Origin of the sequence: Oryzibacillus soli (genome assembly GCF_051594765.1) — a bacterium.
In the GTDB taxonomy this organism is placed as follows: domain Bacteria; phylum Bacillota; class Bacilli; order Paenibacillales; family NBRC-103111; genus Paenibacillus_AR.
This window is the reverse complement of record NZ_JBPPGJ010000007.1, coordinates 193854-207566: the sequence shown is the minus strand read 5'-3', so window position 1 is coordinate 207566 and position 13713 is coordinate 193854. Positions and strand designations below refer to the sequence as shown.

At 55.7% G+C, this 13713-nt stretch carries 14 protein-coding genes; 5 read left to right on the top strand and 9 right to left on the bottom strand.

Annotated elements, in window-relative coordinates:
• Positions 1-23: 23 nt before the first annotated feature.
• Complete coding sequence (mraZ, locus tag ACSEXW_RS11610) at positions 24-455, bottom strand: division/cell wall cluster transcriptional repressor MraZ (protein ID WP_438446306.1); 432 nt, start codon at positions 453-455, stop codon at positions 24-26.
• A gap of 171 nt (positions 456-626) precedes the next feature.
• Positions 627-1736, bottom strand: coding sequence for a DUF4349 domain-containing protein (locus ACSEXW_RS11605; RefSeq protein WP_438446305.1), 1110 nt, complete (start codon positions 1734-1736; stop codon positions 627-629).
• 218 nt (positions 1737-1954) lie between these two features.
• Here ACSEXW_RS11605 and ACSEXW_RS11600 point away from each other — a divergent pair, with 218 nt between their 5' ends.
• Entirely contained in the window at positions 1955-2527 is a 573-nt protein-coding gene (locus tag ACSEXW_RS11600) for a nitroreductase family protein (protein WP_438446304.1), read from the top strand.
• Between the two features lie 72 nt (positions 2528-2599).
• On the opposite strand, the gene ACSEXW_RS11595 is transcribed toward ACSEXW_RS11600, so the two are convergent.
• From ACSEXW_RS11595 to ACSEXW_RS11580, 4 genes are all read right to left on the bottom strand, one after another.
• Positions 2600-3862, bottom strand: coding sequence for an adenosylhomocysteinase (locus ACSEXW_RS11595; RefSeq protein ID WP_438446303.1), 1263 nt, complete (start codon positions 3860-3862; stop codon positions 2600-2602).
• 53 nt (positions 3863-3915) lie between these two features.
• Positions 3916-5544, bottom strand: coding sequence for a bacillithiol biosynthesis cysteine-adding enzyme BshC (bshC, locus tag ACSEXW_RS11590; RefSeq protein WP_438446390.1), 1629 nt, complete (start codon positions 5542-5544; stop codon positions 3916-3918).
• A gap of 178 nt (positions 5545-5722) precedes the next feature.
• Positions 5723-5884, bottom strand: a complete 162-nt coding sequence (gene sda, locus ACSEXW_RS11585) for a sporulation histidine kinase inhibitor Sda (RefSeq protein WP_438446302.1) — start codon at positions 5882-5884, stop codon at positions 5723-5725.
• Between the two features lie 203 nt (positions 5885-6087).
• Positions 6088-6270: a hypothetical protein gene (locus tag ACSEXW_RS11580; RefSeq protein WP_438446301.1), complete on the bottom strand. Its 183-nt coding sequence runs from the start codon at positions 6268-6270 to the stop codon at positions 6088-6090.
• 74 nt (positions 6271-6344) lie between these two features.
• Between ACSEXW_RS11580 and ACSEXW_RS11575 the strand changes: the two genes are divergently transcribed.
• Genes ACSEXW_RS11575 through ACSEXW_RS11560 form a run of 4 tightly spaced genes read left to right on the top strand, consistent with a single transcriptional unit; the run spans position 6345 to position 10736 of the window.
• The gene (locus ACSEXW_RS11575) at positions 6345-8666 is read left to right on the top strand and encodes an ATP-binding protein (protein WP_438446300.1); all 2322 of its coding nucleotides are present in this window, start codon (positions 6345-6347) and stop codon (positions 8664-8666) included.
• A complete protein-coding gene (locus ACSEXW_RS11570; protein ID WP_438446299.1) occupies positions 8663-9337 on the top strand; it encodes a response regulator transcription factor in 675 nt (224 codons plus the stop codon). Before ACSEXW_RS11575 ends, ACSEXW_RS11570 begins: the two co-directional genes overlap by 4 nt.
• Positions 9322-10254, top strand: a complete 933-nt coding sequence (locus ACSEXW_RS11565) for a polyprenyl synthetase family protein (protein ID WP_438446298.1) — start codon at positions 9322-9324, stop codon at positions 10252-10254. Before ACSEXW_RS11570 ends, ACSEXW_RS11565 begins: the two co-directional genes overlap by 16 nt.
• Complete coding sequence (locus tag ACSEXW_RS11560; RefSeq protein ID WP_438446297.1) at positions 10254-10736, top strand: AbrB/MazE/SpoVT family DNA-binding domain-containing protein; 483 nt, start codon at positions 10254-10256, stop codon at positions 10734-10736. Before ACSEXW_RS11565 ends, ACSEXW_RS11560 begins: the two co-directional genes overlap by 1 nt.
• Before the next feature lie 63 nt (positions 10737-10799).
• Here the strand turns inward: ACSEXW_RS11560 and ACSEXW_RS11555 are convergent, their stop codons facing one another.
• The 3 genes from ACSEXW_RS11555 to ACSEXW_RS11545 are packed head-to-tail and all read right to left on the bottom strand — an operon-like array spanning position 10800 to position 13710.
• The gene (locus tag ACSEXW_RS11555) at positions 10800-11753 is read right to left on the bottom strand and encodes an ABC transporter ATP-binding protein (RefSeq protein ID WP_438446296.1); all 954 of its coding nucleotides are present in this window, start codon (positions 11751-11753) and stop codon (positions 10800-10802) included.
• Complete coding sequence (locus tag ACSEXW_RS11550; protein WP_438446295.1) at positions 11746-12777, bottom strand: ABC transporter ATP-binding protein; 1032 nt, start codon at positions 12775-12777, stop codon at positions 11746-11748. Before ACSEXW_RS11550 ends, ACSEXW_RS11555 begins: the two co-directional genes overlap by 8 nt.
• 12 nt (positions 12778-12789) lie before the next feature.
• Positions 12790-13710 carry an ABC transporter permease gene (locus ACSEXW_RS11545; RefSeq protein WP_438446294.1) on the bottom strand — a complete coding sequence of 307 codons (921 nt, stop codon included), beginning with the start codon at positions 13708-13710 and terminating at the stop codon, positions 12790-12792.
• Positions 13711-13713: the final 3 nt, after the last annotated feature.

The window sequence follows — 13713 nt, the reverse complement described above, 5'->3', positions numbered from 1 at the left end:
CCCCTGCATCCCTGAAAATACATCTAAAAGTTAAAATCGACCAATTTCTCGGCGATTTCATTAAACGATTCCTCCGAGGCTTGGAAGTACGATTCCCAAACCTCCTTGCTCCAGATCTCCACCCGGTTCGAGACGCCCAGCACCACACAATCCTTGGTCAGCTTGGCATGGTCTACCAGCGTGTTCGGTATATTTACCCTTCCCTGTTTGTCCAGCTCGCATTCCGTCGCCCCGGAGAAAAAAAACCGGGTGAATGCGCGGGCATCCGCCTTCATAAGAGGAAGAGTCTTGAGCTTCTGCTCCAGAACCGCCCACTCCTCCATGGGGTAGACGAACAAACATTGGTCCAGTCCGCGGGTAACGACGAAGTTGGGTCCGAGGGCTTCCCGAAACTTAGCCGGTATGATCATCCGGCCTTTCTCATCGATCGTGTGCTGGTATTCCCCCATAAACACGATGCCCTCTCCCCCTTTCCTCCACTTCGCCCCACTTTCCACCACTAATTTATATGAATTCTCCACCCAAACAAAAAATCCTGCTAAGCTTAGCAGGATTTTCAAAATTCTTTCTCTCATTTTTGTCGGATTTGTTAGAAACTTCGCGGAAAAACCATCCGATTCCCCGGTTTACTCCCCGATTCCCTGTCTTTCGCTGTCGGACTCGCCGGAATCCTGGCGGTCCCGAGCCTCCCCTGCAAGCCGGCGGTTGTACTCCAGACGCCGCGTTTTTTCCGCTTCCTGAAGCTTCTCCCGCTTCGTTCTCGCTCTGCGGAGACCCATCCAGACGGGAATGCCGATCAGCACAGCTACAGCCCCAACCGGCAGCACTGCTGCCACCGTTACGAAGAGGCCTTGGGCAAAGGTGGACAAAAAGCGCAGGCTGACGGCCATCGCATGTCCCGCCCGGTCCAACACGCCGCCATCCCCTTCATCCGGTGTCTCGGCCAGCACCCCATCCGGCTGATAGAGCCGGATCTCCACGGTGCTAAAGGCCACATTCTGGTCAATGTAACGCATGCGGCCCTTGATCCGTTCGATCTCCTCCTGGATCTTGCCCAGCTCATTGGTGAAGGCCACCAGCTCATCCGTCTTGGACGCCTTCTGCATAAACTCCAGATAGCGGGCCTCCAGCACCTGCTTTGCTTTGAGACGAGCCTCGAGATCCACATACTCCTCGGAGACGTCCTGCGTCTGCATGTTGCGCTGGGGGCTGGTGTGGGGAATCTTCTCCAGCTCCTTCAGGAAGGAGGAGAATCCGCTGGAAGGAATCTTAAGAACGAAGTGCCCGCCCTGCTCCTTCGTGGAGCTGTTCTCCGTGAATTGAAGCACGTAGCCTCCGGCTTGGGACGTCAGATCCCGGATGTCGGCCTGCGCCTTGGTGTAGTCCTTCACCTTCATCGTCAGGTTCGCCTTATAGATCAGCTTCCGGTTCAGCCCCTCCGCATCCGCCGCGCCGGCCAACGGCGTCATGCCGGGCGCAGCGGCCCCGGCGAGCAGCTTCTCTTGCGTCTGCGCCGCTCCCGAGGCTTGCCCCTTGGCATCCGCCGATGTGGACGATGCTCCCGCCACTTCAGACTTCGCAGCTGCCGCCCCGGCCTGAGGCGCAACGGCATCCGCAGCCTCACCGGATTTCGCCTCATCGTTGGCAGCCGAGCAGCCTGCGGCCAACAGCAGCACCGCCAAGAGCACCGGCATCAGTCTGCGGCCCCAAGCGACCTTTCTCTCTGTACCCCCCATACCATATCCCCCTCATCATCATTAGGCAGCCGGCAGGTGCTGTTCCTTCATCCACGTCCGGACTTCTGCGGTCTGCCTGCCCTTATCGACGTGAATCGGGGCCGGGATGTTGCAGAAGCCAGAATCCGCAGGGCAGTCTGGTTCACACAACCGTCGGTTCATCACAGGACCGATTGAATTTATAATGGAGAAACATAGCATGGAAGGAGCGATGCTTCATGATTTACGATTTGATCCGCAGCAACCGCACGTACCGGAGGTTCGAGCAGCATGTGCCCGTGGACCGGGGAACGCTGGAAGAGCTGGTGGACCTGGCAAGGCTGTCTTCCAGCGGCGGGAACCTCCAGGCGCTGAAGTATATCCTGTCTTGCGGAGAAGAGCGCAACGGACTGATTTTTCCCCGCCTGCGCTGGGCCGGGTACCTGAAGGATTGGCACGGTCCGGAGGAAGGCGAACGTCCCGCCGCCTACATCATCATGCTGGGAGACAAGGAGATCAGCTCCCATTACTCCTGGGACCACGGCATCGCCTGCCAAAGCATCCTGCTGGGAGCCTGCGAGAAGGGATTGGGCGGCTGTATGTTCGGAGCCGTGGACAAGAAGGGGCTGGCCGAAGATCTGCGCATTCCGGATCGATACGAGATTCTCGTCGTCATCGCATTGGGCAAGCCCAAGGAGAGGGTCGTGCTGGAGGAGATCGGCGACTCGGGGGATGTGAAATATTGGCGCGACGCCGACGGAGTCCACCATGTGCCGAAGCGGAAGCTTCAAGACCTGCTGTTGGATTTCTAATCGATTCGTTAAAACAAAAAGGGATGCTCCCCCGCGTGGGAACATCCCTTTTTGGTGTCGGGTCGGCGCAGATTAATGCTCGGCCCAGCCCTCCAGATAGGCTTTTTGCTCATTCGTTAAGGAATCGATGGCGATGCCCATGGACGCCAGCTTATAGCGTGCAACCTGCTCATCCAGCTCATGAGGCACATCTACGACTTGTTTGCCGATGGCTTCATACCGGTCGTTCACATACTTCAGAGACAGGGCTTGAAGTGCGAAGGTCATATCCATAATTTCCGCCGGATGGCCGTCGCCTGCAGCCAGGTTCACCAGACGTCCCTCCGCCAGCAGGTAGATGCTGCGGCCGTCCTTCAGCTTATACTCTTCAATATTGCGGCGGACGGTCCGGACGGATTGGGCCAGCGCTTCCAGCTCCGGCTTGTTCACTTCCACATCGAAGTGGCCGGCATTGGAGAGAATGGCGCCATCCTTCATCACCGCATAATGCTCGCCCCGGATGACATCGCGGTTGCCGGTGACCGTCACGAAGAAGTCGCCGTGCTTGGCCGCTTCGATCATCGGCATGACCTCGAAGCCGTCCATGTACGCTTCGATCGCCTTGATCGGGTCGATTTCGGTCACGATGACCTTGGCTCCGAGGCCCTTGGCGCGCATCGCCACCCCTTTGCCGCACCAGCCGTAGCCGACGACGACGACCGTCTTGCCCGCAACGACCAGGTTCGTGGTGCGGTTGATGCCGTCCCACACGGATTGTCCGGTGCCGTACCGGTTGTCGAACAAATATTTGCACAGCGCATCATTGACGGCCACCATCGGGAACTGCAGCTTGCCTTCCTTCTCCAGCGACTTGAGCCGCAAAATACCGGTGGTCGTCTCCTCCGCGCCGCCGCGTACCTGCGCCAGCAGATCCTGACGCTCGCCGTGGAGAATCGTCACCAGGTCGCCGCCGTCATCGATGATCAGATCCGGCTTTTCCTCCAGCGTCTTGATCAGGAGCGCCTTGTACTCCTCCGGCGTGGGATTGTACTTGGCATAGACCCGGATGCCGTCCTCTACGAGGGCCGCACAGACGTCGTCCTGGGTGGAGAGCGGATTGCTGCCCGTAATGGTCACGTCGGCGCCGCCGGCTTGAACGACCTTGGCCAGATAGGCGGTCTTGGCTTCCAGGTGGAGGGAGATGGCAACCTTCAGACCCTTGAAGGGCTGCTCCTTCTGGAATTGCTCCTTGATCCGGTTCAACACCGGCATATGGGCGTCTACCCAATCAATCTTCAGATGCCCTTCCGGCGCAAGGGCCGGGTCGGCGATGATGCTTTGCTCTTTAACCGTCATCGTGTGGTGCCTCCTTCAAATATTCGGCCCTTCCGGAACTACCGGCTGCCGGATTACAGATAAACCAGACGGTGTCCGCCGTCGTAGGCGTAAGGCGTGTCGATCAGTTCATCGAGCCAAGCGCTACCGTACTTGTTCAAATAAGCAAACACATTATACACTCTTTCCTGCGGCTTCGACAACGGCGCCAGGCTGAGACGGATCCGGTCCAGCTGGCGGAGCCCCGTGGCGAACTGGCTCTCCACGGCATCCGCCGCCTTGGCCTGCAGGAAATCGATCTGCTCCGCGATCTTCTGCCGGTTCGTCTCCGCCAGCTTGGCCAGCCCCGGGTTCAAGCCGGACACCCGCTCGACCACGGGCGCGTACAGCTCGCCGAAGCGTCTTCTGACATCCGCGAACAGCTCCTCGATCTCCTGCTGTCCTTGCCCTGCCAGCCACTCGGACCGGAATGCGTCATAGTGATCCACGGCCATGGTGAAATCAAGGCCGAACTTCTCCATATTCTTCCGGATGGCCCCTTCAACGAGGGTAAATTCCAGCCGAGGGGCGACGATAGGCATCCGCATCCCCAATTCGTGGAACGCCTCCTTGGTCAGAGCCCAGTAGGCGATCTCTCCGGGTCCCAGTACGGTGGCCAGCACCGGGAGAAGGTAATCCTGCATGATAGGCCGGGTCATCACGTTATTGCTGAAGCGCTCCGGCTCGCGGGCGATCCACTGCCGGAGTGTTTCCCCGTCTAACCGGAGGCTCAGCTTCCGGTCCGTATAGACGCCATCCGCCGCTTGGAGCAGCACCCGCTCGCCGCGGTCGTCATAGACGAACAGATTCACATTGCCTTCCGCCTGATCCGCCTGAGGCGCGTATCCGAGTGACCGGACCCGGTCGGCTCCCTCCAGGAACCTTTTGTTCAGAGTCTCGTGGTGTTCCAGTAGCCGCGAGAACATGGGAGCCTCCTCCCTGCGGAGTCTCGGATCGTCCGAATCCAACAGCAGCAGTCCGTGACGGCCGAAGAGCCAAGCCATGATCCGTGCAAAAAACTCGGTCAGCGTACCCGATTCCCTTGCGTATTGATGCAAATGCTGCAAGAGCTCCGGCTTAAAATCGCTGGGCTGCAGCCACTCATCCATCTTCGTGAGAGCTTCTTCCCAGGACGGAACCGCAAGACGGCTGATGGAGGTGCGCACTCCTGTGGGGTGCTCCAGCCTCCAGCGCTCCACGCCGCCCTCCGGCCGGGCCGCATACCAGTGGTTCACCTCGTCGAAGTCGTGATCCTCGCCGGCGATCCAGAACACCGGGACGACGGGACGCTTTAGCCTCTCCGATGCCTCCCGGGCCAGCCGGATGATGGTCACTGCCTTATGGATGACCAGCAGCGGGCCGGTGAACAATCCTGCCTGCTGCCCTCCGGCCACCACCAGGGTACCCGCATCCGACAGAAGCTCCGCCGAACGAGCCGCAGCAGGACTGGTATTGCCCATCTCTTCATTATATAGCTTCAAAATACGGCTTATCCCGGCACGGTCGGACCTGGGATAGCCCCCGTTCAAGACCCAATCCGCTCTCGCTTCCCAATCCTCCGCTTTCCAGGGTGAATAATCGAACCGCTCCTTCGCCGTACGTTCGTCCTTCACATAATCCTCCGCCAACGGCTGGCTCTTGGCACGGTACGCTTCCTTCAGCATCACGTTCGGAGCCCTCCTTCCCCAAGTTCCCTATATACTCTACGGGCATATAACCGATTGTACACATGCCACCCCGCTTAGTCAAAAGATCCCAAAGCTCCTGACCGCTTAGGCGTCCAAAAAAAAGAATCCGCCCTGCGGCGGATTCCGATGCGCTCCTATATATGCCGCCCGGTTCTTATACCGAGCAGTCCGTCTCCAAGATCTCCTGCAGATGCAGCTTCCTCTTCTCCAGCTCCTTCGAGACCAGATGGATAAAATCCGGCTCCAGCTTGAGCTTAACAGCCATTCTGTAACAATGGATCAGCGCTTCCTCCGATAGGGAACTAAAACTTGCCATATAACATCCAACTCCTATCAATCTCTCTTTCGAAACTAATTTTATCTGTCATATTATGGGTTTTCAGCACATTTTTGCTGCATTCTCGTGCAAGTTTTATTTGCATGATTATGCAGAAAATAACAAAAAGAGATTGCACATGAAGATACCAGATCTTCATATACAATCTCTATTTGTTTTGGTAAAATAAGGTGTAAAAGAGCTTAGATCCAAGCTTTTTGCTTGCTGTCGCTGATTTTTTTCTTGAAGACACTTACGAGAGTGCTCTCTTCGGAGGAAGTCAACCCAAGAGATTTCATGAACTCTTTTGAGTTCAGCAGTCCTTCATTTTGTTTTGCCATACGGACTGCACGCTGCAGATCGGAAGACCAGGCTACCATTTGCATACTATCACCTCTCTTTTCTGTAAGTTATTCTCATTTTAGCCTAAATAATGTCGAAAATAAAGGGGGAAACCTCTTTGAAACGGAAATTTTTTACCATTTTCGCTCTATCGATGCTGCTAATCTTACAGACCTGGTTCCTTTATCTGACTTTTGCCTATCCTATCAACTGGATTTATGTGGCGGAAGACCATAACGAGTGGAAAGTCTCGCGGATTGACGGCAGACATTCCGTCGCCTATCCGCTGCTGAAGGTCGGAGATACCATCGTGGCCATCAACGAAAAGCCTCCGGGCGAGTTTCCATCGGTCCTCCGCTGGAAGAGCCTGGAGCAGACGAGGTCCGTTACGGTGATGCGGGAAGGCAGCATGCAGCATTATGAAGCCTCCAAGAATCCCACTCCCGCCGTAATCGATCTGGTGGCCTTCGCTGCCGAATCCGTAAGCTTCATCATTGCCTACCTCCTGCTGAAGAAGGCGAGGAATTCCGCCTCCTCGAGCTACTTGTCGGCCGTATTCGTGGACATCGGCGTCGCCTTCATGTCTCTGACGGCTTCCGTCCGGGGGGATATGCTGGGCAAGCTGCTGATCTCGACGGCGCTGGTGATGCTGCCCATTTTTTTCTACCACTTCATCTCCATCTTCCTGAAGCAGAAGGGCCAGATCCATCTGCCCTTGCGCTTTCTGCCGTGGGCCTACTTCACGGCCGGGGTCTTCTTCCTGAGCTATCTGATCTTCCTGTTGCCCCCATCCACAGCCTATACGATGTACAGCAACATGATTATGGTCACCGTGTCCATTACGATCATCGGGATGCTGACCAACATCTCCATCCTGATCGCGACCTCTTACCGGTATCGGAACCGGAAGGACTTTTTGTCTCTGATCCTTCGGACCGTTACGTTTTCCATGATCTTTTCCTTAGCGCCCATCCTGCTGCTCTCCTTCGTCCCCCAGCTGCTCTTCGGCCGGGAATGGGTCGATTCGGTTTACACAAGCTTGTTCATCTTCATTCTCCCGTTAACCTTTGCTTACCTGATCGTAGCCAAAAAGCTGTATGACATAGACATGGTCATGCGCCGCATCCTGTTTACCGGCCTGATTTCCCTGGTGCCGAGTCTGGTCTTCACCGCCATGATCCGGCTGCTGTTCTCGGAGAGCTCCTCGAATGAAAGACTGGGAATCGTCTTTCTGATTTTTTTGGCATCCATCACCTTTATTCTATACTCTCTTGAGAATCTGTCCGCGAAGCTGGAGCCGGTCATGTTCCCCCGGAAGTACCGGCTGACGATCGCCTTGAAGAATATCTCCCGGAATCTGAGAACCATCTCCAGTCTCCGGGAGATGAAGGACATCATCCTGCTGGACATTATCGACACCCTCGAAATGAATGGCGGAGCCATCGTCTTCAAGTATTCGGACCATACCGAAGCCATCTGCGAAGGAGATATCTCCCCATCCGAAGCCGGACGGCTGGTGAAGGAATGGAATCCGGCCAGCTCCACTCACACCTTGTACGAGATTACGCGGCATGAGGAATTTACCAGTTATCTCATCTTGTCTGAGCGTCACAACCGTTCCGTGCTGAACTCCGAGGAAATTCATTGGCTGATGCTGATCATCACCTATCTGGCCGTCAGCCTCGAGAATATCCATCTGATCCGGAAGCTTACGGTCAAGCTGGAGCAATTCGCCTCCCATATGCCGGAGGAGCACGAGGCCGGGGAGATTGCGTGGTTCCGCAAGCTGATGTTCGAGCTGCAGGAGAAGGAGCGGTCCCGGATCGCCACGGACCTTCACGACACCACCATGCAGGACCTGTTCTTCCTGAAGGAACGGCTCCGGAACCTGCTGACGAAGTACAGCTTCCGCAAGGAGGATCTGGAAGCCATGGACGGCCTGATGGATTACATCGATATCATCAATACCAATCTGCGCCAAAGCTGTTTCGAGCTCCACCCCTATCTGCTGAAGGAGATCGGTCTGGTCCAGACGGTCCGCAAGCTCATCGACCTGGAATCCATCTCCGTGCCGTTCGAGATCGAATTCACCGTTTCCGGCGCCTCCCACTTGGAGCAGGAGCACCCAGACACCAAGCGTCACCTGTTCCGGCTCATCCAAGAGCTGCTGAACAATGCCAAGAAGCATTCCAAAGCCGACCGGCTGCATCTGTCTCTGCGTGCCGGCTACTCCGGAATTGTACTGGACTATGAGGATGACGGAATCGGTTACGATCCGCAATCGATGAACACCGGAGAAATCGGGGGCCCTGGAATCGGTCTGGAACAAATGAAGAGCCGGATCATATCCATGGGGGGCTCCTACCGGATCGATTCCGCACCCGGGCGGGGCATGAAACTGGAAGCCTCCATCCCGATACGAAAGGAGCAATTGGCTTGACCCGAATAACCACCGCTCTCGTCGTGGAAGACCATCCACTTATGGCTCAGGCATCCAAGAATCTGCTGGAACAGATCGAAGGCGTCGTCATCGCCGGTATCGCCTATACCGGTGAAGAGTGTATGGCGCTGGCCGAACAGTACAAGCCGGATCTGGTATTCCTGGATTACCAGCTCCCCGATATGACCGGTACGGATGTGTCCAAACAGCTCAAAGCCCGGTACCCGGACATCCGGATCATCATCTTCACGGGCGTGGATGTTTCCGACCTGGCTTCGACACTGGTTGAGCTTCAAGTTCACGGCGTCATCTCCAAGGGAACCAACCACACCTCCATCCACCATCTGATCCAATGCGTGTTGGAGAACTATCATGTCCTTCCTTCCTCTATCATGGACCGGTTGAACCACAACTCCGGTACCCAGCCGGTTCCCCACGGGGAGCTGACGGAAGATGAGATCACCATCATGAAGCTGCTCATACGCGGAGATACCATTGAGCAGATCGCAGACGCCATTCACGTCAGCAAACGCTCCGTGGACAATTATCAGAAGCGTATTTATGGGAAGCTCGGCGTGAAGAACAAGGTTCAGGCGTTAGAGGCTTTCATCCAGAGCAAATATTATTCGGAGCACGGGCAAGGAGGTAACGGATCATGGACCCCCGAGTGATCGACGAATGCAAGGTCCTGTTGGACCGATGCGTCCCTAACCAAGAGCTTCGCAGGTTATTGGGTGTCTTCCTCGACGACAAATGTTCGGAGCCCACCATATGGTCCACCCTCACGCTCCAGACCCACTTCATGCTGGGCGGTGATTCGGGGCAAATCTACCGCAATGCCGCCCTGACCGAGCTTATGATGCTTGCGTATGACATCGCCGACGATCTGCAGGACCGTGACAACCCGTCGAAGAGCTGGATGGCCTGTCCTCCGGAGATGACCCTGAACGCACTCCTCGCGCTTCATGCAGTCTTTATGGAATCGGCACCTCCCTCGGTCTTACCGGAAGCCGCCAAACTGCTCTCCCTCTCCATCAGCGGACAACATACCGATCTGGAGGGAACGGCCGAGACGGAGCAGGATGTTCTGGACATGGTATCGCGCAAGTCCGGCTCCTTGATCCGCTTCGCCTGTCTCATGGGCTATAGCCTCATTCCCGGCCTGGAGTCCGCGAAGCAGGAGCAGTTGGATCAATTGGCTTCCTTGATCGGAGTGATCGCCCAACTGGATAATGACCTTCGGGATGCCATCCGCATGGATGAAAAAAGTGACGTTCTGCTGAAGAAACGAACGCTCCCTCTCTTATTCGCCCTGGAAACGGCCGAACAGGATTGTCTTGCTCTATCCGACTATTACAGCGGACGCATGGACCGGGACACCTTCGAGCGGCATCGTCCGGAGGTTCTCGAATTCATCCAGCAATCCGGCAGCATCGAATATTCCCGGGTTATTCAAGCCCTTCATATAGATCATGCCGACCGTCTGTTCCAACAGTTGGATGCGTTGTCTCCATGGAAAGAAGCATTTCGGAATGCAGCTTATGCTCCTCGCGGCGATGCGAATGAGAACACAAAGGAGGAAGTTTGATGAGCAACAGAACGACCGGTATCGTCCGGCTTTTGGACCCGCTAGGAAGGGTCGTCATACCGAAGGAAACCCGTGAATTGTTAGGGATACGCGAAGAAGACGCATTGGAATTCTTCGTCGAGGAGCATACCTTGATGCTCCGCAAGTACCGCACCACCTGCTGCATGTTCTGCCAGACCACAGATGATCTGGTCTTCTTTAAGAACCAATTTATCTGCCGCTCCTGCGGGAAGGACGCTGTCAATAATGCCGGGACTCCTAATCGAACGGAGCAGCCACAGAAGGCCAGCATCTCCCAGGAAACGTCAACCATGAAGGTTCGCCGTAGGAAGCAGGAGGAGCTGCTCGCCGCACTGGAGCAGGCACTGGCGGAAGAGCCCGATATTCGCCAGAAGCGGTTGGCGGAGAAGCTGGGCGTTTCCCAAGGCCGCATCAGTCAGCTGATGAAGCTGATTCACGAACGTCCACTGGCCCGCGAGTGACATATATAACGAACACCCCCCATGCCGATGGCATGGGGGGTGTTCGTTATATACGGGTTAGGATTAGTACAAATGGCAAGCGGTAAAGTGTCCCGGCTCGACTTCTTTCATCTCGGGCATGGACTCGGCGCACTGCTTCATCGCTTTCGGGCAGCGCGTCCGGAACGGACAGCCGCTAGGCGGATTCAGCGGGCTCGGAACCTCGCCTTCTAGAATGATCCGCTCTCTTTGGCGCTCGACTTCCGGATCCGGAATCGGAATCGCAGACAGCAGAGACTCGGTATACGGATGAAGCGGCTTTGCGTACAGCATCTCGGAGGTGGTGACCTCCATCATCTTCCCGAGGTACATGACGCCGATCCGGTCCGAAATGTGCTTCACCATGGCCAGGTCATGGGCAATGAACAAATAAGTCAAACCGCGCTCACGCTGCAGTTTCTTGAACAGATTCACCACTTGGGCCTGTACGGATACGTCCAAGGCGGAGATCGGTTCATCCGCAATGATAAATTGGGGTTCGATCGCCAAGGCACGCGCAATCCCGATCCGCTGACGTTGACCGCCGGAGAATTCATGGGGGAATCGCCCAGCGTGCTCTTCGTTCAAGCCTACGTCACGAAGCAGCTTATAGATCCGCTCGCGGCGTTCCTTGCCGGATGCCAAGCCGTGAATATCAATGCCTTCACCAATAATATTCTCGATGGTCATGCGGGGATTCAAGGATGCATACGGATCCTGGAATACCATCTGCATGCTGCGGTTGAATTTCTTGAGGCTGTCGCCCTTCAGCTTGTAGATATTCTCTCCGTTGAAGAGCACCTCGCCGGAGGTGGCTTCATACAGACGAATAATGGTGCGGCCTGCTGTAGACTTGCCACAGCCGGACTCGCCGACGAGGCCGAAGGTTTCTCCGCGTTTGATGGCAAAGTTGATGCCGTCAACCGCCTTCAGAAGCCTGCCGCCGCCGACGTCAAAGTGCTTCTTCAGGTTCTTGACTTCCAGGATATGCTCAGACATGGCTGCGACCTCCCGCCTCGATAGGCTTCTCAATCTTAGGCGCATCCGGATGCAAGAGCCAGCATGCTGCGCTGTGGCTCGACGAGATCGTGGTATGCTCGGGGTCCTCGCTTATGCATACTTCCATGGCATATGGACAGCGGGCCGCGAACGCACAGCCTTTGGGCGGTGCGAACAGATCCGGCGGCGTACCCGGAATCGGCACCAGATCCTCATCGGAATTCTGGTCCAGACGGGGAACGGAGCGCAGCAGGCCCCATGTATACGGATGCTCCGAATGATAGAATATATCATCCAATGTTCCCTGCTCCACCACTTTGCCTGCGTACATGACAACGACACGCTGTGCCATATCGGCAACGACGCCCAGGTCATGGGTAATCAGAATAATGGAAGAGCCGGTTTTCTCCTGAAGCTTCTTCATGAGCTCAATGATCTGAGCTTGGATCGTCACGTCGAGAGCCGTCGTCGGTTCATCGGCGATCAAGAGCTTCGGATTGCACGCCAGGGCGATGGCGATCATGACCCGCTGGCGCATACCGCCGGACAGTTCATGAGGATACTGCTTCACCCGACCTTCCGGATTGGAGATACCAACCAAGCCGAGCAGCTCCACAGCACGGGCCGTAGCTGCGCTTTTGGACATGTTCTGGTGCTTGATCAAGGTTTCGGCGATCTGAACGCCGATGGTCATCGTCGGGTTCAAGGACGTCATCGGGTCCTGGAAGATCATGCCCATCTCGGAGCCGCGGATCTTCTCCATCTCCCGATTGGACATCTTCGTGATCTCTTTGCTGCCATCGAACAGAATACTGCTGCCCTTCTTGATGACGCTCGGAGGGGTGGGGATCAAGCGCATGATGGTTTGGGCCGTAACGGACTTGCCGCAGCCGGATTCACCCACGATGGCCAGAACCTCACCCTTCTTCAGGCTAAAGGAAACGCCGCGGACCGCTTGGACCTCTCCCGCATAAGTGGAGAAAGAAACCTTGAGATCCTTGACTTCCAATATGTTTTCGCTCATGTTTTCCCCTCCTTACTTACGCATTTTGGGATCAAGAGCATCCCGCAGGCCGTCACCCAGCATGTTGAAGCTGAGCAGGATCAAGCTGAATACCGCGGTCGGGAACAGCAGCCGGTGCGGATGCAGTCGCATGGACAGCGCACCGTCGTTCATCAAGGTTCCCAAGGAAGCCAGCGGCGGCTTGACACCCAGACCGATGAAGCTCAAGAATGCTTCGAAGAAAATCGCCGAAGGCACGACGAATGTGATCTGTACAATAATGATGCCGAGAGAGTTCGGGATCAAGTGGCGGAAGATGATCCGGGACGCGCTGGCTCCCAGAGAACGGGCGGCCATGACGAACTCCTGCTCCTTCAAGGCGAGCAAGGAACCGCGGACCAAACGGGACATCGGCACCCATCCGGTTAAGGCATAAGCGATAATGATGGAGTTGATGCCCGCTCCCAATACCATGATCAAGAGAATAGCGATGATCAGATAGGGAATGGAATAGATGATCTCGGCAAAACGCTGCATAACGTTGTCCACACGTCCGCCGTAATAAGCGGAGATGCCTCCGTAGATCACACCAACTACAAGATCAATGATAGCTGCTACGATACCGATGAACAATGAAATCCGGGTGCCCCACCATACGCGCGTCCACAGATCCCTACCAAAATCATCGGTTCCGAACCAATGGTCACTATTGGGTCTCAAATTTACATTGTTGTAATCCTGCACATCGTATTGGTAAGAGGAGAAGAAAGGCATGACAATCGCCATGATCGTAAGAACGATCAATATGATCAAACCGGACATCGCCAGTTTATTTTTCTTAAGCCGTCTCCACGCATCCTGCCAATAGGTTAAGGAAGGGCGCACGATTTTATCTTGTGAGAGCAAGCCCTGCTCGATCGGTTTAAATCTGTCTTTGGGCGACAAGATCTCCATCGA

Coding starts and splice junctions, on each gene's coding strand:
- ACSEXW_RS11580 (WP_438446301.1), bottom strand. CDS start 6,270: ATGCAAATGGTAGCCTGGTCTTCCGATCTGCAGCGTGCAGTCCGTATG.
- ACSEXW_RS11600 (WP_438446304.1), top strand. CDS start 1,955: ATGATTTACGATTTGATCCGCAGCAACCGCACGTACCGGAGGTTCGAG.
- ACSEXW_RS11595 (WP_438446303.1), bottom strand. CDS start 3,862: ATGACGGTTAAAGAGCAAAGCATCATCGCCGACCCGGCCCTTGCGCCG.
- ACSEXW_RS11550 (WP_438446295.1), bottom strand. CDS start 12,777: ATGAGCGAAAACATATTGGAAGTCAAGGATCTCAAGGTTTCTTTCTCC.
- ACSEXW_RS11560 (WP_438446297.1), top strand. CDS start 10,254: ATGAGCAACAGAACGACCGGTATCGTCCGGCTTTTGGACCCGCTAGGA.
- ACSEXW_RS11555 (WP_438446296.1), bottom strand. CDS start 11,753: ATGTCTGAGCATATCCTGGAAGTCAAGAACCTGAAGAAGCACTTTGAC.
- bshC (WP_438446390.1), bottom strand. CDS start 5,544: ATGCTGAAGGAAGCGTACCGTGCCAAGAGCCAGCCGTTGGCGGAGGAT.
- ACSEXW_RS11565 (WP_438446298.1), top strand. CDS start 9,322: ATGGACCCCCGAGTGATCGACGAATGCAAGGTCCTGTTGGACCGATGC.
- ACSEXW_RS11605 (WP_438446305.1), bottom strand. CDS start 1,736: ATGGGGGGTACAGAGAGAAAGGTCGCTTGGGGCCGCAGACTGATGCCG.
- sda (WP_438446302.1), bottom strand. CDS start 5,884: ATGGCAAGTTTTAGTTCCCTATCGGAGGAAGCGCTGATCCATTGTTAC.
- ACSEXW_RS11545 (WP_438446294.1), bottom strand. CDS start 13,710: ATGGAGATCTTGTCGCCCAAAGACAGATTTAAACCGATCGAGCAGGGC.